Source organism: Mobilicoccus caccae (assembly GCF_030161635.1).
In the GTDB taxonomy this organism is placed as follows: Bacteria; Actinomycetota; Actinomycetes; order Actinomycetales; family Dermatophilaceae; genus Mobilicoccus; species Mobilicoccus caccae.
In genome coordinates this window covers 2,581,198-2,600,670 of record NZ_BSUO01000001.1, presented here as the reverse complement: position 1 = coordinate 2,600,670, position 19,473 = coordinate 2,581,198, and the positions used below count along the sequence as shown (strand labels likewise).

Annotated in this window: 12 protein-coding genes and 3 pseudogenes; 11 read left to right on the top strand and 4 right to left on the bottom strand. The window is 67.9% G+C overall.

Translation table 11 applies throughout. From position 1 onward, the window contains the following. The first annotated feature begins 75 nt into the window (after positions 1-75). From rplL to QQK49_RS12765, 7 genes and pseudogenes are all read left to right on the top strand, one after another. A complete protein-coding gene (gene rplL, locus QQK49_RS12785; protein WP_284304251.1) occupies positions 76-468 on the top strand; it encodes a 50S ribosomal protein L7/L12 in 393 nt (130 codons plus the stop codon). Between the two features lie 198 nt (positions 469-666). Beyond that, entirely contained in the window at positions 667-930 is a 264-nt protein-coding gene (locus QQK49_RS12780) for a DUF6489 family protein (RefSeq protein ID WP_284304250.1), read from the top strand. Positions 931-1,016: 86 nt separating this feature from the next. After that, positions 1,017-1,751: pseudogene (locus QQK49_RS23320) on the top strand (amidohydrolase family protein); the annotation flags it as partial. Positions 1,752-1,857: 106 nt separating this feature from the next. Next, positions 1,858-2,031 (top strand): annotated as a pseudogene (locus QQK49_RS23315) (amidohydrolase family protein); the annotation flags it as partial. Positions 2,032-2,150: 119 nt separating this feature from the next. Continuing rightward, positions 2,151-2,606: an amidohydrolase family protein gene (locus QQK49_RS23310; protein WP_431310589.1), complete on the top strand. Its 456-nt coding sequence runs from the start codon at positions 2,151-2,153 to the stop codon at positions 2,604-2,606. 422 nt (positions 2,607-3,028) lie between these two features. Next, positions 3,029-6,514, top strand: coding sequence for a DNA-directed RNA polymerase subunit beta (gene rpoB, locus QQK49_RS12770; protein WP_284304248.1), 3,486 nt, complete (start codon positions 3,029-3,031; stop codon positions 6,512-6,514). A gap of 95 nt (positions 6,515-6,609) precedes the next feature. Next, positions 6,610-10,502, top strand: a pseudogene (locus QQK49_RS12765) (DNA-directed RNA polymerase subunit beta'). A 115-nt stretch (positions 10,503-10,617) separates the two neighbouring features. On the opposite strand, the gene QQK49_RS12760 reads toward QQK49_RS12765, so the two are convergent. The 3 genes from QQK49_RS12760 to QQK49_RS12750 are packed head-to-tail and all read right to left on the bottom strand — an operon-like array spanning position 10,618 to position 12,310. After that, the gene (locus QQK49_RS12760; RefSeq protein WP_431310588.1) at positions 10,618-11,214 is read right to left on the bottom strand and encodes an alpha/beta hydrolase-fold protein; all 597 of its coding nucleotides are present in this window, start codon (positions 11,212-11,214) and stop codon (positions 10,618-10,620) included. After that, the gene (locus tag QQK49_RS12755) at positions 11,214-11,648 is read right to left on the bottom strand and encodes an alpha/beta hydrolase (protein WP_284304246.1); all 435 of its coding nucleotides are present in this window, start codon (positions 11,646-11,648) and stop codon (positions 11,214-11,216) included. Before QQK49_RS12755 ends, QQK49_RS12760 begins: the two co-directional genes overlap by 1 nt. A 14-nt stretch (positions 11,649-11,662) precedes the next feature. Beyond that, positions 11,663-12,310, bottom strand: a complete 648-nt coding sequence (locus QQK49_RS12750; RefSeq protein ID WP_284304245.1) for a DUF8692 domain-containing protein — start codon at positions 12,308-12,310, stop codon at positions 11,663-11,665. A 566-nt stretch (positions 12,311-12,876) separates the two neighbouring features. Between QQK49_RS12750 and rpsL the strand changes: the two genes are divergently transcribed. The 4 genes from rpsL (at position 12,877) to tuf (ending at position 17,250) form a co-directional block, all read left to right on the top strand. After that, positions 12,877-13,251 carry a 30S ribosomal protein S12 gene (rpsL, locus tag QQK49_RS12745; RefSeq protein WP_284304244.1) on the top strand — a complete coding sequence of 125 codons (375 nt, stop codon included), beginning with the start codon at positions 12,877-12,879 and terminating at the stop codon, positions 13,249-13,251. Further along, on the top strand, positions 13,251-13,721 hold the full coding sequence (gene rpsG, locus QQK49_RS12740; protein WP_284304243.1) for a 30S ribosomal protein S7: 471 nt from the start codon (positions 13,251-13,253) through the stop codon (positions 13,719-13,721). The genes rpsL and rpsG overlap by 1 nt, the downstream gene beginning before the upstream one ends. A 111-nt stretch (positions 13,722-13,832) precedes the next feature. Further along, a complete protein-coding gene (gene fusA, locus QQK49_RS12735) occupies positions 13,833-15,935 on the top strand; it encodes an elongation factor G (protein ID WP_284304242.1) in 2,103 nt (700 codons plus the stop codon). Positions 15,936-16,056: 121 nt separating this feature from the next. Then, positions 16,057-17,250: an elongation factor Tu gene (tuf, locus tag QQK49_RS12730; RefSeq protein WP_284304241.1), complete on the top strand. Its 1,194-nt coding sequence runs from the start codon at positions 16,057-16,059 to the stop codon at positions 17,248-17,250. Between the two features lie 89 nt (positions 17,251-17,339). Here the strand turns inward: tuf and QQK49_RS12725 are convergent, their stop codons facing one another. Continuing rightward, the gene (locus QQK49_RS12725) at positions 17,340-19,439 is read right to left on the bottom strand and encodes a M28 family peptidase (protein WP_284304240.1); all 2,100 of its coding nucleotides are present in this window, start codon (positions 19,437-19,439) and stop codon (positions 17,340-17,342) included. Positions 19,440-19,473: the final 34 nt, after the last annotated feature.

The window sequence follows — 19,473 nt, the reverse complement described above, 5'->3', positions numbered from 1 at the left end:
CCGCTCCGGTCGTGGCGACTGCCGCGACGGGATTACGACTCTGCCACTCACGGCACCATCAGGAAGGAAGCCATCATGGCGAAGATGAGCACCGACGAGCTTCTCGGCGTTTTCGAGGAGATGACCCTGATCGAGCTCTCCGAGTTCGTCAAGGCGTTCGAGGACAAGTTCGAGGTCACTGCTGCTGCTCCGGTCGCGGTCGCGGCTGCGGGCGGCGCTGCTGCCGGCGGCGGCGAGGCTGCCGCCGAGGAGGAGAAGGACGAGTTCGACGTCATCCTCGAGGCCGCGGGCGACAAGAAGATCCAGGTCATCAAGGAGGTCCGCGCGCTCACGAGCCTGGGCCTCAAGGAGGCCAAGGACCTCGTCGACGGCGCCCCCAAGCCCGTCCTCGAGGCTGCGAAGAAGGAAGACGCGGAGAAGGCCAAGGCTGCCCTGGAGGGCGCCGGCGCCACCGTCACCCTCAAGTGACGCACCCGGCACGTCCCTGACGTGCCGGCCCGCACTCCGACCGCGCCCGGTCGACGACTTCGGTCGTCGGCCGGGCGCGGTCGTGTCGTCGGACGCCGGAGGTGTGCGTGGTCGGTCGACATCGGCTCGACCTCCCCGCGCACGGCCCGCCGTGGCCGTAGTGTGGGGTGAGCAGAGCCGACGACGAAGGGGCGGGGCATGAAGATCAGCGTGGAGATCGACTGCACACCGGCGGAGATGCGGGCGTTCTTCGGCCTGCCCGACGTCGAGCCGATGCAGCAGGCCGTCATGTCCGAGATGGAGCGACAGCTGGTGGGGGCGATGGACCAGTTCTCCCCGGCGTCGCTGATGCGGGACTGGTTCGCACCGATGACCGCCACCCAACAGGCCTTCCTCAACGCGTTCACGCGCCCCAGTGCCACGGGTGAGACCGGCGAGGGGTCGCAGTCCTCCTCGGGGTGAGGCCGCTCCGCGAACCGACCTCGGCGAATCGGCCCGGGGAGCACGCTCGCCCGGCATGATGAACACCGATCGAGGGGAGCACTGTCGTGACCAGTTCGGCGAACGCGATCACCTACACGAATGCGAAGGTCTTCACCGGTAGCGGGCCGGAGGACTTCGTCTCCGCCTTCACCATCGAGGACGGCGTGTTCACCTGGACGGGGGAGTCCGAGGACGTCACGGCGACCGACGCGGTCGATCTGGGCGGGGCGACCGTGCTGCCCGGTCTGCTCGACGTGCACACCCACCCCATCTTCATGGCGACGCTCGCCGACTCGATGACCCTGCTGCAGCCCGAGGTGACCTCGCTGGAGTCCATGCTCGACGCGCTGCGGCGCCATCCGGATCTGGGAGCCGGCCCGCAGGCGTGGGTGATGGGCTTCGGCTACAACGAGGCGAAGTACCCCGACGGTGCCCCCGACCGCCATGCGCTGGACCGCGTGTCCACCGAGCAACCCGTCTTCGCCCGACGCGCCGACGGTCACACGGCCGTGTGCAACACGTTCGCGCTCGACCTGGCGGGGATCACCAGGGACACCCCGGACCCCGCCGGAGGACGCATCGTCCGTGACGCGAGCGGTGAACCCACCGGGGTCCTCGAGGAGACCTCCGCGGTCGACCTCGTCTACCGCGTCAAGCCGGCACCCGACTCCGCCGAGATCGCCCGCCGCCTGGCAGGCCTGAGCGAGCACTTCCTCGAGTTCGGTCTGGTGGCCGTCGACGACCTCTACGGCAACTTCGTGGACGAGCCGTTGGCCGTGACCCGCGCGGCCGTCGACCAGGGATACCGGCCGCAGTCCTCGGTCTTCCTCGTCTGGGGCCACGACGCGCTGCCCGCCCTCACCGACGCCGACCGCACCGGCCAGGCCCGCGTGGGGGGGAGTCAAGGTGTTCCTGGACGGGGCCTTCAGCAACCGCACCGCCTGGGTCGAATGCGCCTACCCCGGCTCCGAGGACCACGGGATCATCACGATCACCGACGGGGAGTTGCGCAGCGCCGCGGACTGGGCGCGGGAGAACGGCGTGCAGATGGCCGTGCACGTCATGGGCGACCGCGGGATCAACCACCTGATCGACCTCTTCGCCGACGAGGAGCCGTGGCTCGAGGACCGCCCCTCGATCCGGTTCGACCCCTCGACCCTGTTCACCCGCGACATGATGCGCGCGTCATCGAGGCCCGGATGCGCTTCGGCGTCATCAGCCACTCGGTGTTCTTCTACGCCGAGTACGACTCCTACGAGACGAGCCTGGGCGAGGAGCAGTTCGCGATCGCCTACCCGCTGCGGACGATGTACGAGAACCTGCCCGACGTGGCGATCGCGTCGGACTCCCCGGCGACGGCGTGGGCCGACTGCGACAACCCGTTCATCTCCGTGATGGCGGCGGTGTGCAGGCGCGCCTACAACGGTGCCGACATCAACCAGGCCGAGGCGATCTCCGTCGGTCAGGCGCTCGAGCTCTACACCGGACGCGCCGCGCGCATCACCGGCAACCGCGGCGTCGGTCTCGTGGCGCCGGGGTACGAGGGCAACTTCGTCGTCCTCGACCGCGACGTGTTCACGATCGAGGAGTCGACGATCGATCAGACCCGGGTGATGCGCACGTACCTGCGCGGCGAGCTCGCCTTCAGTCGCTGAGGCGTCACGCGCGGGACGCGCCCGGGTCACGTGCTCGATCCATGCCTGTTGCTTGACCCGCCTGCGCCCGCGGGTCATGCTTGCAGGAGCGTCGGATCGGCGGGGTACCTCCCGCAGGTCCACGAGTTCCACGGCCGGTACGTCCGACCGCCCACCCGAGGTCCCGCCTCGTGACGTCGTCACGGGATGCCGGTCGACCCGGCAGGCGAGTCGTGCCGCCCGGTTGGACAGGCTTGGCGCGGGCAGGTAGGCTATGCCTTTGCGCTGCCCATGTTCCCAACCCGCATGCCGAGTCCGAGTCAGCGACGACGGCAACAGTCGAACGACACCCCTCCTGACCAGGGAGGATCCGTGTCCTCGGCCCCGGGTCGGTGCAGGCAGTGACGACTTGCCGCTCACAAGGCCTTAAGGAAGGACCCTCCTTGGCTGCCTCGCGTACCGCGACCCAGAAGATGTCCAGCGCTATCACGGCTTCCGGCCGTGTCTCATTCGCCAAGATTCGCGAACCCCTCGAAGTGCCGGACCTCCTGGCACTCCAGACGGAGAGCTTCGACTGGCTCCTCGGCAACGAGCGGTGGCAGGACCGCGTCGCGGAGGCCCTCGAGGCCGGCCGCAACGACGTCCCCACCCGCTCCGGGCTCGAGGAGATCTTCGAGGAGATCTCTCCGATCGAGGACTTCTCCGGCTCGATGTCGTTGAGCTTCCGCGATCACCGGTTCGAGGAGCAGAAGTACTCCATCGAGGAGTGCAAGGAGCGCGACATGACGTACAGCGCTCCGCTGTTCGTCACCGCCGAGTTCATGAACAACAACACCGGCGAGATCAAGAGCCAGACGGTGTTCATGGGCGACTTCCCCCTCATGACCGCGCGGGGCACGTTCATCATCAACGGCACCGAGCGTGTCGTCGTCTCCCAGCTCGTCCGCTCCCCGGGTGTGTACTTCGAGCGCACCCCGGACAAGACGAGCGACAAGGACATCTACTCCGCCAAGGTCATCCCGAGCCGTGGGGCCTGGCTGGAGTTCGAGGTCGACAAGCGCGACATGGTGGGCGTGCGCGTCGACCGCAAGCGCAAGCAGTCGGTCACCGTGCTGCTCAAGGCCCTCGGGTGGACCGACGCGCAGATCCTCGAGGAGTTCGGCGAGTACGACTCGATCCGGGCCACCCTCGAGAAGGACAGCACGACCGGCACCGACGACGCGCTGCTCGACATCTACCGCAAGCTGCGTCCGGGTGAGCCCCCCACCAAGGAGGCCGCGCAGGCGCTGCTCGACAACCTGTACTTCAACCCGAAGCGGTACGACCTCGCCAAGGTGGGGCGCTACAAGATCGGCAAGAAGCTCGGCATCGAGACCGACCTGAACGCTTCGACCCTCACGGTCGAGGACATCGTCGCCGCGATCAAGTACATCGTCGCGCTGCACGCCGGCGAGACCACGATGCCCGGTGTCCGCGGTGGCGAGCAGGTCGACATCCGCGTCGAGACCGACGACATCGACCACTTCGGCAACCGCCGTCTGCGCAACGTCGGCGAGCTCATCCAGAACCAGGTGCGCACCGGCCTGTCCCGCATGGAGCGCGTCGTCCGCGAGCGGATGACCACCCAGGACGTCGAGGCCATCACGCCGCAGACCCTGATCAACATCCGGCCCGTCGTCGCCTCCATCAAGGAGTTCTTCGGCACCAGCCAGTTGAGCCAGTTCATGGACCAGAACAACCCGCTCGCGGGCCTGACGCACAAGCGGCGTTTGTCGGCCCTCGGCCCGGGTGGTCTGTCCCGTGACCGCGCCGGCATGGAGGTCCGTGACGTCCACCCGAGCCACTACGGCCGCATGTGCCCGATCGAGACGCCGGAAGGCCCGAACATCGGTCTGATCGGTTCGCTCGCCAGCTTCGGTCGCATCAACCCGTTCGGCTTCGTCGAGACCCCCTACCGCAAGGTCGAGTTCGGCAAGGTCACCGACGAGGTGCACTACCTCTCGGCCGACGAGGAAGACGACTTCGTCATCGCGCAGGCCAACGCGCCCGTCGGTGAGGACGGCACGTTCGTCGAGGAGCGCGTGCTCGTGCGCTCCAAGGGCGGCGAGGTCGAGTTCATCCCCGGCGAGGACGTCGACTACATGGACGTCTCCGCACGTCAGATGGTCTCGGCGGCCACCGCGCTCATCCCGTTCCTCGAGCACGACGACGCCAACCGTGCGCTCATGGGCGCCAACATGCAGCGTCAGGCCGTGCCGCTGGTGCGCTCCGAGGCGCCGTTCGTCGGCACCGGCATGGAGTTCCGTGCGGCGCTGGACTCCGGTGACGTCGTGCGCGCCACCAAGGCGGGTGTCGTCGAGGCCGTCTCGGCCGACGTCGTCACCGTGGCCAACGACGACGGCACGCACTCCTCCTACCGCATCGCCAAGTTCATGCGGTCCAACCAGGGCACCTGCTACAACCAGACCGTCCTGGTCGGCGAGGGTGACCGCCTTGAGGTCGGTGGCGTCATCGCCGACGGCCCCGCCACCGAGAACGGCGAGATGAGCCTCGGTCGTAACCTCCTCGTCGCGTTCATGCCGTGGGAGGGCTACAACTACGAGGACGCGATCATCCTCTCCCAGCGCATCGTGCAGGACGACGTCCTCTCCTCGATCCACATCGAGGAGCACGAGGTCGACGCCCGCGACACCAAGCTGGGCCCGGAGGAGATCACCCGCGACATCCCCAACGTGTCCGAGGAGGTCCTCGCCGACCTCGACGAGCGCGGCATCATCCGCATCGGCGCCGAGGTCCGCGACGGCGACCTGCTCGTCGGCAAGGTCACGCCCAAGGGTGAGACCGAGCTGACCCCCGAGGAGCGTCTGCTCCGCGCGATCTTCGGCGAGAAGGCGCGCGAGGTGCGCGACACCTCCCTCAAGGTGCCTCACGGCGAGACCGGCACGATCATCGGCGTCAAGGTGTTCGACCGCGAGGAGGGCGACGAGCTGCCTCCGGGCGTCAACCAGCTCGTGCGGGTCTACGTCGCCAACCGCCGCAAGATCACCGACGGCGACAAGCTCGCCGGTCGTCACGGCAACAAGGGCGTCATCTCCAAGATCCTCCCGATCGAGGACATGCCCTTCCTCGAGGACGGCACCCCCGTCGACCTCGTGCTCAACCCGCTCGGTGTCCCCGGCCGTATGAACATCGGTCAGGTCCTCGAGCTGCACCTCGGCTGGGTCGCCAGCCGCGGCTGGCAGATCGAGGGCGACCCCGAGTGGGCTCAGATGATCCCGGACGACGCGCGCAGCGCACCGGCCGGCACCCGTGTGGCCTCGCCGGTGTTCGACGGTGCCCACGAGGGTGAGATCACGGGTCTGCTCGACTCGACGACGCCCACGCGCGACGGTCAGCGCCTCATCGGTGCCTCCGGCAAGACCCGTCTGTTCGACGGTCGTTCCGGTGAGCCGTACCCGGAGCCGATCTCGGTCGGCTACATGTACATGCTCAAGCTGCACCACCTGGTCGACGACAAGATCCACGCGCGCAGCACCGGCCCGTACTCGATGATCACCCAGCAGCCGCTCGGTGGTAAGGCGCAGTTCGGTGGACAGCGTTTCGGCGAGATGGAGGTGTGGGCCCTCGAGGCCTACGGCGCCGCGTACGCCCTGCAGGAGTTGCTGACGATCAAGTCGGACGACGTCACCGGCCGCGTCAAGGTGTACGAGGCCATCGTCAAGGGCGAGAACATCCCCGAGCCCGGTATCCCCGAGTCCTTCAAGGTGCTCATCAAGGAGATGCAGTCGCTCTGCCTGAACGTCGAGGTCCTCTCGACCGACGGTGGCGCGATCGACCTCCGCGAGCCCGACCAGGAGGTCTTCCGGGCCGCCGAGGAGCTGGGTATCGACCTGAGCCGTCGCGAGCCGAGCAGCGTCGAAGAAGTCTGAGTGCGTCAGGTCGTCCGCCGCGCTGCGGCGCCGCGGGCGACCCGCCGACACCACCGAACGTGCTGACTGATTTGTGAAGTGAGAGAGAGACACACGTGCTGGACGTGAACTTCTTCGACGAACTGCGCATCGGGCTTGCCACTGCGGACGACATCCGCACGTGGAGCCACGGCGAGGTGAAGAAGCCGGAGACGATCAACTACCGCACGCTCAAGCCCGAGAAGGACGGACTCTTCTGCGAGAAGATCTTCGGCCCGACCCGGGACTGGGAGTGCTACTGCGGCAAGTACAAGCGAGTCCGCTTCAAGGGCATCATCTGTGAGCGCTGCGGCGTCGAGGTGACCCGTTCCGGTGTCCGCCGCGAGCGCATGGGCCACATCGAGCTGGCCGCGCCTGTCACGCACATCTGGTACTTCAAGGGTGTGCCCAGCCGGCTCGGTTACCTGCTCGACCTCGCCCCGAAGGACCTGGAGAAGGTCATCTACTTCGCGGCGTACATGATCACCTCGGTCGACGAGGAGGGCCGTCACCGCGACATGCCTTCTCTCGAGGCGCAGTTCGAGGTCGAGAAGAAGGGCATCGAGAACGACCGCGACGCCGCCGTCGACACCCGAGCCAAGAAGCTGGAGGCCGACCTGGCCGAGCTGGAGGCCGAGGGTGCCAAGGGCGACGTGCGCCGCAAGGTGCGCGAGAGCGCCGAGCGCGAGATGAACGGCATCCGCAAGAAGGCGGACCAGCAGATCGAGCGTCTGCAGCAGGTCTGGGACCGGTTCAAGAACCTCAAGGTCCAGGACCTCGAGGGCGACGAGCTGCTCTACCGCGAGATGCGTGACCGCTACGGCATGTACTTCGAGGGCGGCATGGGTGCGGCTGCGTTGCAGCGTCGGCTCGTCGACTTCGACCTCGACGCCGAGTCCGAGCTGCTGCGCGAGATCATCGCGACGGGCAAGGGCCAGAAGAAGACCCGCGCGCTCAAGCGTCTCCGCGTCGTCACGGCCTTCCAGACGACGACGAACAACCCCAACGGCATGGTGCTGGACTGCGTGCCGGTCATCCCGCCGGACCTGCGCCCGATGGTGCAGCTCGACGGCGGCCGCTTCGCGACCTCCGACCTCAACGACCTGTACCGCCGGGTCATCAACCGCAACAACCGCCTCAAGCGACTGCTCGACCTCGGTGCGCCCGAGATCATCGTCAACAACGAGAAGCGGATGCTGCAGGAGGCGGTCGACGCCCTCTTCGACAACGGTCGTCGTGGACGTCCGGTCACCGGCCCCGGCAACCGGCCGCTCAAGTCGATCTCGGACATGCTCAAGGGCAAGCAGGGTCGTTTCCGTCAGAACCTGCTCGGCAAGCGCGTCGACTACTCGGGCCGTTCGGTCATCGTCGTCGGCCCGACGCTCAAGCTGCACCAGTGCGGTCTGCCCAAGCAGATGGCGCTCGAGCTGTTCAAGCCGTTCGTGATGAAGCGCCTGGTCGACCTCGACCACGCGCAGAACATCAAGTCGGCCAAGCGCATGGTCGAGCGCGCCCGCCCGGTCGTGTGGGACGTCCTCGAAGAGGTCATCACCGAGCACCCCGTGCTGCTCAACCGTGCGCCCACCCTGCACCGCCTCGGCATCCAGGCCTTCGAGCCGCAGCTGGTCGAGGGCAAGGCCATCCAGATCCACCCGCTCGTCTGCTCGGCCTTCAACGCCGACTTCGACGGTGACCAGATGGCCGTCCACGTGCCGCTGTCCGCGGAGGCGCAGGCCGAGGCACGCATCCTCATGCTGTCGAGCAACAACATCCTCAAGCCGGCCGACGGTCGTCCGGTGACGATGCCGACGCAGGACATGGTCATCGGCCTGTTCCACCTCACCTCCGTCCGCGAGGACGGCAAGGGCGAGGGCGCGCGTTCCGCTCGATCGCGGAGGCGCGGATGGCGTTCGACGCCGGCGAGATCGACCTCGGTTCGGTCGTCAAGCTGCGTCTGCACGACGTCGCCCCGCCGGCCGGGTTCGCCCTGCCCGAGGGTGTGGAGCTGCGTGAGGACGGCGCCGTCGACGAGCTCATGATCGAGACCTCGCTCGGCCGCGCGATCTTCAACCAGACGCTTCCGCTGGACTACCCGTTCGTGGACGCCCCGGTGGACAAGAAGCGTCTGTCGGCCATCGTCAACGACCTCGCGGAGCGGTACACCAAGGTGGCCGTCGCGGCCAGCCTGGACGCCCTCAAGGAGACCGGCTACTACTGGGCCTCCCGTTCGGGCACCACCGTCGCCATCTCCGACGTCGTCACGCCCCCGAGGAAGCAGGAGATCCTCGAGAGCTACGAGGCCAAGGCCGAGAAGGTGCAGGTCCAGTACGAGCGCGGTCTGATCACCGACGACGAGCGTCGTCAGGAGCTCATCGAGATCTGGACCCAGGGCAGCAACGAGGTCGCCAAGGAGATGGAGGCCAACTTCCCGCGCCTCAACCCCATCTACCGGATGGTGTCCTCGGGTGCGCGTGGTAACTGGTTCCAGCTGCGTCAGATCGCCGGTATGCGTGGTCTCATGGCCAACCCGCGTGGTGAGATCATCCCGCGTCCGATCAAGGCGAACTTCCGCGAGGGCCTGTCGGTGCTCGAGTTCTTCATCTCGACCCACGGTGCCCGTAAGGGTCTGGCCGACACCGCTCTGCGGACCGCCGACTCGGGGTACCTCACCCGTCGTCTGGTGGACGTCAGCCAGGACGTCATCATCCGCGAGGACGACTGCGGTACCGAGCGTGGTCTGGCCCTGCCGATCGCCATGCGTCGCACCGACGGAACGCTCGCCCCGCACGACGACGTCGAGAGCGCGGTGTACGCCCGTACCCTCGCCGAGGACGTCACGGGTGAGGACGGCACCGTGCTCGCCGAGGCGGGTGTCGACCTCGGTGACGTCGTCATCGGCGCCCTGGTCGAGGCCGGCGTGGAGGAGGTCCGGGTCCGCTCGGTCCTCACCTGCGACAGCCACGTGGGCACCTGCGCGAAGTGCTACGGCCGCAGCCTGGCCACCGGCAAGCTCGTCGACATCGGTGAGGCGGTCGGCATCATCGCCGCCCAGTCGATCGGTGAGCCCGGTACCCAGCTGACGATGCGTACCTTCCACACCGGTGGTGCGGCCTCGGCCGACGACATCACCCAGGGTCTGCCCCGTGTCGTCGAGCTCTTCGAGGCCCGCACACCCAAGGGTGTCGCCCCGATCGCCGAGGCCAGTGGCCGCGTGCAGATCGAGGAGACCGACAAGGCGCGTCGCGTCCTGCTCACGCCGGACGACGGTGGCGAGGAGCACGCCTACCCGGTCAGCAAGCGTGCGCGCCTGCTCGTCTCGGACGGCCAGCACATCGAGGTCGGCACCAAGCTCGTGCAGGGTGCGATCGACCCCAAACAAGTGCTGCGCATCCTCGGCCCGCGTGCGGTGCAGATGCACCTGGTGGACGAGGTGCAGAACGTGTACCGCCAGCAGGGTGTGTCGATCCACGACAAGCACATCGAGGTCATCGTGCGGCAGATGCTGCGCCGCGTGACGATCATCGAGGCGGGCGACGCCGACCTGCTCCCGGGTTCGATGGCCGAGCGCGGCCGTTTCGAGACCGAGAACCGTCGCGTCGTGTCCGAGGGCGGCAAGCCGGCCTCGGGTCGTCCGGAGCTCATGGGGATCACCAAGGCCTCGCTGGCTACGGACTCGTGGCTGTCGGCGGCGTCGTTCCAGGAGACGACCCGCGTCCTCACCGACGCGGCGATCCACGCCAAGTCCGACCCGCTGCTGGGCCTCAAGGAGAACGTCATCCTCGGAAAGCTCATCCCCGCCGGTACGGGTCTGCCCCGCTACCGCAACGTGCGGGTCGAGCCGACCGAAGAGGCCAAGGTCGCGATGTACTCGATGCCGGACTACCAGCAGTTCGACTACCCGACCTTCGGGCCGGGCTCGGGCGAGGCTGTTCGTCTCGACGACGTCAGCCTGGGGCTGGACCGGGACTGATCCCGCACAGGGCTCACCACGAGGCCGGGCCGGTCACGCATCGCGCGTGACCGGCCCGGCCTCGTTCCGTGATCGGGGTGGTCCAGCGTCGCGATGACGCGATGACGCGACGACATCAGCGTGGTGTCGCGGCGAATCCGTTCGCGTGTTTCGGCAGCCATTCGAGCGCGTCGACGAAGTAGGGCGCCCAGACCGACGGTGCGTGCCGGCCCGACTCGAGCACGGTCGGGGTCACCGAGAAGGGCTTGCGGGCGGCGGCCGTCAGAGCCGAAGTGCTCTGGAACGACATGGCGTCGGGACGCGACGTCAGCGTCCAGACCGACACCGGGGGCGGCGTCTTCTTCGCCAGCGCGACCAGGTCGTACCGGCGTCCCTCGGGGGAGTCGGGCGTGAAGGGGATGTAGGGCGGGTCGAGCACCGGCCGGGCGTAGCCGCCCAGGGAGATCGCGGCCGAGTAGGTGTCGGAGTGCATCATCGTGGCCATGAGGGCGCACCAGCCGCCGGCGCTGGCTCCGATGGTCGCCCACGACTTTCGATCCTGTGACACGTGCAGGTTCGCGCGCACCCAGGCGGGGACGTCGACCGTGAGCCACTGCTCCATCTTCAGGTTCGGCCCGTCGACGCACTCGGTGTCGATCTTCTTGTCCGTGCCCCAGTCGGGCAGCACGACCACGGGAGCGCGCATGGCGCCGGCGTCGACCTGCTTCTCGATCAGGGAGTCGAGCTCGTAGACCGAGAAGTACCCGAGGGGGAGGGGCGGAAGCCGTGGAAGGCCGTCAGGACCGGCGTCGGGGTCGTGTCCGTCTCATACGTCGGCGGGAACCACACGATCACCTTGCCGGTGTGTCCGCTCACCGGGCCGTGGACCGTGTACTCCGTGTAGCCGCCGTAGGCCGTGGCGGTCAGCGGGGGCATCTCGCGGGTGGGGGCGGTGGTCGTCGGGTCGGGGGTGCCCGGGCTGGTTGCCGGGGTGCTGGAAGCGGAGGGCGCCGGACCCGGTGTGCCCGGCTCGTCCTCCGCGGCAGCGGAGGGTGAGACCGGGGCGGCGGCCGTGCTCGACCCGGAGGGCGGAGCCCCCGCACAGGCGGTCACGAAGCACAGGGTCGCGGCGGCGAGCGTCGCGGTGATGGGCGTGGTGGCTCGCATGGACTCCAGTGTCGTCAGTTTCCTGGGGCCGAACTGGGGAGATGCGGGGAACCGGGTGTGGCTCCGGCGGCGTCGAACCGGGCGCGGACCGCGTCATGGGCCTGAGCCCCGACCCACGCGGTCCAGAACGCGATGCCGAACAGCTTGAGGCCGTCCTCGACGAACACCTCGATGTTGTAGCCCAACCCGACCCCGTCGAGGTGCTGGGTGACGACGTCCCAGACGACCGAGCCGCCGAGGAGGATCAGCGCAGCGAGCAGCAGCGTCCACGGGCCGGCGAGGATCTCGCGGACGTGGCGAAGGAGGATGGCCGCGGTGACGCCGACGAGCACGGTGTAGGTGAGGATCTCGGGGATCCCGATCGCCGGGAGAACGGCCTCGTGCACGGTGAAGGCGTCGTCGAGCAGCAGGAACAGCGTCAGGGCGGCGACGGCGCGGAGGAGTCCGACCTCACGGGGTCGTCCCGAGCGGGTCAGCAGCGAAGCGCCGAGCAGCGCGGCTCCGGAGGCCGCGGCCCAGGCGAACAGCCCCAGGGCCGAGGCGAATCCGACGTGTGGGCCGACACCGAGATGGGTCGTGGCCTCGGTCGTCATGGTGGCGACCTCGACGTCGAACCGCGCCTTGCCGACGGCGACGCCGAGGAGGGCGGCGCCGGGGAGCATCAGTGTGAGTGCGAGGATTCCTGGCCGTGATCGAGGTCGGCGGGGCACGCGCACGAATCCTCCTGTGGGTCAACGCCGTCGGGGCAGCGAGCGGGTGGCCGTAGCGTAGACCGCGGTCCACGCGGAGGTGAACGACCGTCGTCGTGCGCGTGGTGCAGGGGATGCACGGCTCGCCGGGGGCGGATCGGCATGGATCCCAGGTGGTTCGACACGCGACTGCGCGAGGCGCCCGACAAGCCGTGATTTGGTCGCGTTGTCGCTGACCGGTACGCTGGACGGGCATGTCCTGGGGATTGTTGTGCCCAGTCGACGGTTGCAGTGCCCGCGCGGTACTCATCGGCCGCAGCTCGGAGATCGTGAGTTCTCACCGGGTTTCCCGTGGTCGGCCGCCTCGACCGGTCCTACATCCAGGGATGTCCTCTCGCCGGGCAGTCCGTCGGTCCCCCTCCGGGGTTCGACGGAAAGTGCAGGGAGAGAGCCGCGGGCCTGACGGTCCGTGCCACACCAAGGAGGCCTGTGTCGTTCGTCGGCACGGCCTGATCACATCGACGACGTACGGAGATTACGTGCCCACGATCAACCAGCTGGTCCGTAAGGGACGCAGCGACAAGGCCACCAAGGCCAAGACGCCCGCGCTGAAGGGCAGCCCTCAGCGCCGCGGCGTGTGCACCCGCGTCTACACGACGACGCCCAAGAAGCCGAACTCCGCGCTGCGCAAGGTCGCGCGCGTCAAGCTGACCAGCCAGGTCGAGGTCACCGCCTACATCCCCGGTGTGGGACACAACCTGCAGGAGCACTCGATCGTGCTCGTGCGGGGTGGCCGTGTGAAGGACCTCCCCGGCGTCCGCTACAAGATCATCCGCGGTTCGCTCGACACGCAGGGCGTGAAGAACCGCCAGCAGGCGCGGTCCCGTTACGGCGCGAAGAAGGAGAAGAAGTAATGCCTCGTAAGGGCCCCGCTCCGAAGCGCCCGCTCGTCGTCGACCCGGTCTACGGGTCGCCGCTGGTGACGCAGCTCGTCAACAAGATCCTCCTCGACGGCAAGAAGACGACCGCCGAGCGCATCGTCTACGGCGCCCTCGAAGGCTGCCGTGCGAAGACCGGTACCGACCCGGTCGTCACGCTCAAGCGTGCGCTCGACAACGTCAAGCCAGCCCTCGAGGTCCGTAGCCGCCGTGTCGGTGGCGCGACCTACCAGGTCCCGGTCGAGGTCCGCGCGGGCCGCTCGACGACGCTGGCGCTGCGCTGGCTCGTCGGCTACTCCCGTCAGCGTCGCGAGAAGACGATGACCGAGCGCCTCATGAACGAGATCCTCGACGCCAGCAACGGTCTGGGCGCCGCAGTCAAGCGCCGCGAGGACACGCACAAGATGGCCGAGTCCAACCGTGCGTTCGCGCACTACCGCTGGTAATCACTCCATCTCCTCCGTTCCGGCCGGTGATCCCGGCCGGGACGGGGCCCGATGAGGGCGCGACCCGCGCTTCAGACCCGACAATCCCCACGACGAGAGAGCTGAGAGCTAGTGGCACAGGATGTCCTGACCGACCTGCGCAAGGTCCGCAACATCGGGATCATGGCGCACATCGACGCCGGCAAGACCACGACGACCGAGCGGATCCTGTTCTACACGGGCGTCAACTACAAGATGGGTGAGACGCACGACGGCGCCTCGACGACCGACTGGATGGAGCAGGAGAAGGAGCGGGGGATCACCATCACCTCCGCGGCTGTCACCTCCTTCTGGAAGGGCATCCAGATCAACCTGATCGACACCCCCGGACACGTGGACTTCACGGTCGAGGTCGAGCGCAACCTGCGCGTCCTCGACGGTGCCGTCGCCGTGTTCGACGCCAAAGAAGGTGTCGAGCCGCAGTCCGAGACGGTGTGGCGCCAGGCCGACCACTACGGCGTCCCGCGCATGTGCTTCATCAACAAGATGGACAAGATGGGCGCGGACTTCTACTTCTCCGTGCAGACGATGATCGACCGTCTCGCCGCCAAGCCGCTCGTCATGCAGCTGCCCATCGGCGCCGAGTCCGACTTCATCGGCGTCGTCGACCTGGTCCGCATGAAGGCCCTCGTCTGGCGCGGTGAGACCAAGCTCGGTGAGGACTACGCCGTCGAGGACATCCCCGCCGACCTGCAGGACAAGGCGGAGGAGTACCGCACTACCCTCATCGAGGCCGTCGCGGAGTCCGACGAGACGCTCATGGAGAAGTACCTCGAGGGCGAAGAGCTCACCGAGGACGAGATCAAGGCCGGCGTGCGCGCGCTCACCCTCGGTGGCGAGTTCAACCCCGTCTTCTGCGGTACCGCCTTCAAGAACAAGGGCGTCCAGCCCCTGCTCGACGGTGTCATCGACTTCCTGCCGAGCCCGCTCGACCTTCCGCCCACGGAGGGTCACAAGCCGGGTGACGAGGAGGCGCTGCTGCACCGCAAGGCCGACTCCACGGAGCCGTTCGCGGCGCTGGCGTTCAAGATCGCTGCGCACCCCTTCTTCGGCACGCTGACCTACATCCGCGTGTACTCCGGTGAGATCACCGCGGGCCAGCCGGTCATGAACGCGACCAAGGGCAAGAAGGAGCGTCTGGGCAAGCTGTTCCAGATGCACGCCAACAAGGAGAACCCGGTCGAGAAGGCGTCCGCCGGGCACATCTACGCGGTCATCGGCCTCAAGGACACGACCACCGGCGACACGCTGTCCGACATGGGCCAGCAGATCGTCCTGGAGTCGATGACGTTCCCGGAGCCGGTCATCCACGTGGCCATCGAGCCCAAGACCAAGGGTGACCAGGAGAAGCTCGGCACCGCGATCCAGCGTCTCGCGCAGGAGGACCCGACCTTCACGGTCCGCCTCGACGAGGAGACCGGCCAGACCGTCATCGGCGGTATGGGCGAGCTCCACCTCGACATCCTCGTGGACCGCATGAAGCGCGAGTTCAAGGTCGAGGCCAACGTCGGTAAGCCGCAGGTCGCCTACCGTGAGACCATCCGTCGCGCCGTGGAGAAGTACGACTACACCCACAAGAAGCAGACGGGTGGATCGGGCCAGTACGCCAAGGTCCAGATCACCTTCGCCCCGCTCGACACCTCCGAAGGCGAGATGTACGAGTTCGAGAACAAGGTGACCGGTGGTCGCATCCCGCGCGAATACATCCCCAGCGTGGACGCCGGTATCCAGGACGCCATGCAGGTCGGTATTCTCGCCGGCTACCCGCTCGTGGGTGTGAAGGCGACCCTGCTCGATGGTGCCTACCACGACGTCGACTCCTCGGAGATGGCGTTCAAGATCGCCGGCTCCATGGCGTCCAAGGAAGCTCTGCGCAAGGCCGACCCGGTCCTGCTCGAGCCGATGATGGCCGTCGAGGTGCGTACGCCCGAGGAGTACATGGGCGACGTCATCGGCGACATCAACTCCCGCCGTGGTCAGATGCAGGCCATGGACGACATCAGCGGTGCCAAGGTCATCAAGGCCCTCGTCCCGCTGTCCGAGATGTTCGGGTACGTTGGTGACCTTCGGTCCAAGACCCAGGGTCGTGCCAACTACACGATGCAGTTCGACTCGTACGCAGAGGTCCCCAGGGCCGTTGCGGACGAGATCGTCAAGAAGATGCGAGGTGAGTGAGGCGGGTACACTCACCCCCTTGCGCCTCTTCGTGATCACAACGCAGTAATCCATCCATAAACGCGCCACACCTGGCCTGAAGCCGGTGGCGTTCCACACCAAGTCCACCAGGAGGACAACAGTGGCGAAGGCGAAGTTCGAGCGGACCAAGCCGCACGTCAACATCGGCACCATCGGTCACATCGACCACGGCAAGACGACGCTGACGGCTGCGATCTCGAAGGTTCTGCACGACAAGTACCCGGACCTCAACGAGGCCTCGCCGTTCGACTCGATCGACAAGGCACCCGAGGAGAAGCAGCGCGGTATCACGATCTCGATCGCGCACATCGAGTACCAGACCGAGGAGCGCCACTACGCGCACGTCGACTGCCCCGGTCACGCCGACTACGTGAAGAACATGATCACGGGTGCGGCGCAGATGGACGGTGCGATCCTCGTGGTCGCGGCGACCGACGGCCCGATGCCGCAGACGAAGGAGCACGTCCTCCTGGCCCGCCAGGTCGGCGTCCCCTACATCGTCGTGGCGCTCAACAAGGCCGACATGGTCGACGACGAGGAGATCATGGAGCTCGTCGAGATGGAGGTCCGCGAGCTGCTGTCCTCCTACGAGTTCCCCGGTGACGACCTCCCCGTGGTCAAGGTCTCGGCGCTCAAGGCGCTCGAGGGCGACGCGGAGTGGGGCAACTCGGTGCTCGAGCTCATGAACGCGGTGGACGAGTCCATCCCGCAGCCGGAGCGCGACATCGACAAGCCGTTCCTCATGCCGGTCGAGGACGTCTTCACGATCACCGGTCGTGGCACCGTGGTCACCGGGCGTATCGAGCGCGGTGTCCTCACGGTCAACGAGGAGATCGAGATCGTCGGTATCCGCGAGGGTTCGACCAAGACGACCGTCACGGGCATCGAGATGTTCCGCAAGCTCCTCGACGAGGGTCGTGCGGGCGAGAATGTCGGTCTGCTCCTTCGTGGCACCAAGCGCGAGGACGTCGAGCGCGGGCAGGTCATCTGCAAGCCGGGCTCGATCACCCCGCACACCGAGTTCGAGGGTCAGGTCTACATCCTGTCCAAGGACGAGGGTGGCCGTCACACGCCGTTCTACGACAACTACCGTCCGCAGTTCTACTTCCGGACGACGGACGTCACCGGTGTCGTGCACCTGCCCGAGGGCACCGAGATGGTCATGCCCGGTGACAACACCGACATGAAGGTCGACCTCATCCAGCCGATCGCGATGGAAGAGGGCCTCAAGTTCGCCATCCGTGAGGGTGGTCGTACGGTCGGCGCCGGCCGCGTCACCAAGATCCTCAAGTGATCTGACGCCCAGGCGTTTTCGAAGGGCGGGATATCCGACATCTGTCGGGTATCCCGCCCTTCGGCGTACCGGCACGTGGTGCCGGTGGGTCAGTCGTCGAGCACGTCCTCGGCCAGAGCGGTCGCGTTCTTCAGCGATCGCGTCAGGTCGGCCGCGGCCTTGTCGAACGCGGCGCGGTCGCCGGCCTCGGTCGCCTCGGCCAGGGCCGGGAGCGGAAGGACCGCATAGCCGGTCGTCTGGCCGGGTGCCCAGACCTGGTGCTTGAACCAGGGCCGGCCGGGGAGGCCGTCGGGCGTCAGCAGGGCGCGTTCCTGCGCGAGGATCGCCTCGTTGATCTTCGCGGCCTCCGGGCGTTCACCCGAGGTGAGTCCGCCGGCGGCCAGCCGGGCACCGCGCGCCTCGAGCCGGCGCGTGGCCGAGCCCCATGCCGCGGCGGCGTCCAGCGTCGTCTGCAGCGAGGCTCCTGCCGGAGCGTCCTTCTTCATGGCCTCGAGCCTGGTCCGGACGTCGGAGGCGTAGGCGCTGTACTTCATCGGGAGGATGTCGGCGTTGGCCAGGCGCAGAGCGAGTGAGCCCGACACCTCGGCCGCAGCCGCGACACCCTTGAGGCCCGGGTCGGAGAACTTCTCCAGGTACTCGACGGTGTCGTACAGCGAGTGGTAGACCGTGCCTGTCGAGGAGAAGCCGATTCCCGCGGCCGGCACGCCGACGTGCTGCAGGAAGGCCGTGTAGTCCGACCCCGAGCCCAGGCGGCCGATCGTGGGCGTGCCCTCGGCGGCCGCGCGCCAGGCGCTGCCGACCGAGCCCTTGCCCGTGGGGGAGTCGACCTCGTCGGCCACCGAGCGGATCTCGTCGTCGAGGGAGGGAACGCTCGAGGCGCCGAAGCGGGTGCCCGCCGTGCCGTCCATGTTGAGGTAGGCGAGCGCGCCGTCCTTGAGCTTCTGGGCGTGGTTCTCGGCGTACTCGGTGGCACCGAGCAGGCCGTACTCCTCACCGTCCCAGCCGGCCAGCACGATCGTGCGGCGCGGCTGCCAGCCGTCGCGGTACAGTCCCCCGAGGGCGCGGGCGAGTTCCATGGTGGAGATCCAGCCCGACTTGTTGTCCACGGCGCCGGCGCTCCACGTGTCGCGGTGACCGCCGACGAGCACGTAGCCCGCGTCGGGGTCGGTGCCGGGGATCGTCGCGATGACGTTGTTCACGTCGATCTGGGTGCGGTCGATGTCGAGGTCCAGCTTGACCGATGTCTCGCCGCCGCCGAAACGGTAGCGGAAATCGTGCCCGCCCTGCCACTCCTCCGGCACCGCCGGTCCGGTGAGGGTCGACAGGAGCTTGCGCGCCTCGCGCGAGGAGATCGGGGTGACGGGGATCTTCGCGAAGGTCGTCGCCTCGCTCTCGTCGATGCGGGGGACGCCGGGCTTGGACGGTGTCCCGGGCGTGAGCGGGTCTCCGGGGCGGTCCCAGAGGCGCAGGACGGAGCCACGCTGGATGCCGTCGTCGGGCCGCCACGGGCCGTCGGGGAACGTGTCGCCACGGACGAATCCGTCGTCGGAGGGGTCGCTGAACATGATCATGCCGATGGCGCCGGCCTTGGCCGCCTGGTCGGGCTTGACGCCGCGGAAGTTCTGGCCGTAGCGGGCGAGCGCGATCTTGCCCTCGACGCTGACTCCACGACGCTCGAGTTCGGCGAAGTCCTGCGGGCGGCCGTAGTTGACGTAGACGATCTCACCGGAGACCGACCCGGCGGGGGAGTAGGCGTTGTAGGCGATCGGCAGGTCCTCGGGAGCCATGTCGACGTCGTCCTCGACCACGGCCAGGTCGCGCTCGACCGGCGCGGTCTGACGCACCGAGATGCTCTTGGGCTTGGTGGCGAGCACCTGGTAGGTGTCGACCTCCACCTCGAGGCCGGCCTTCTTCAGGGCGGCGACCTCGGCCTCGAGGGAACGGGCGTTGCCGGGGGTGCCCACGTGGGAGGGGGTGCGTCCGAAGTCGCGCATCCACTGCACGGGGTGAGCCGGGTCGATCTCGGCACGCAGGTTCTGCTCGTACTGGGTCTGCCAGCGCGGCGAACCGTAGGCGGCGGCGCGGTCGGCGGGGGTCTGTTCGTCGGAGGTGGCAGCGAGCGCGGTCGCGGGCGTGAGGGCGAGGCCGAGGGTGGCGACCATGGCCACGGTGGTGCTCAGACGTCTCATGGACAACTCTCTCCTGGTGCTCGAAGGCTGCCGT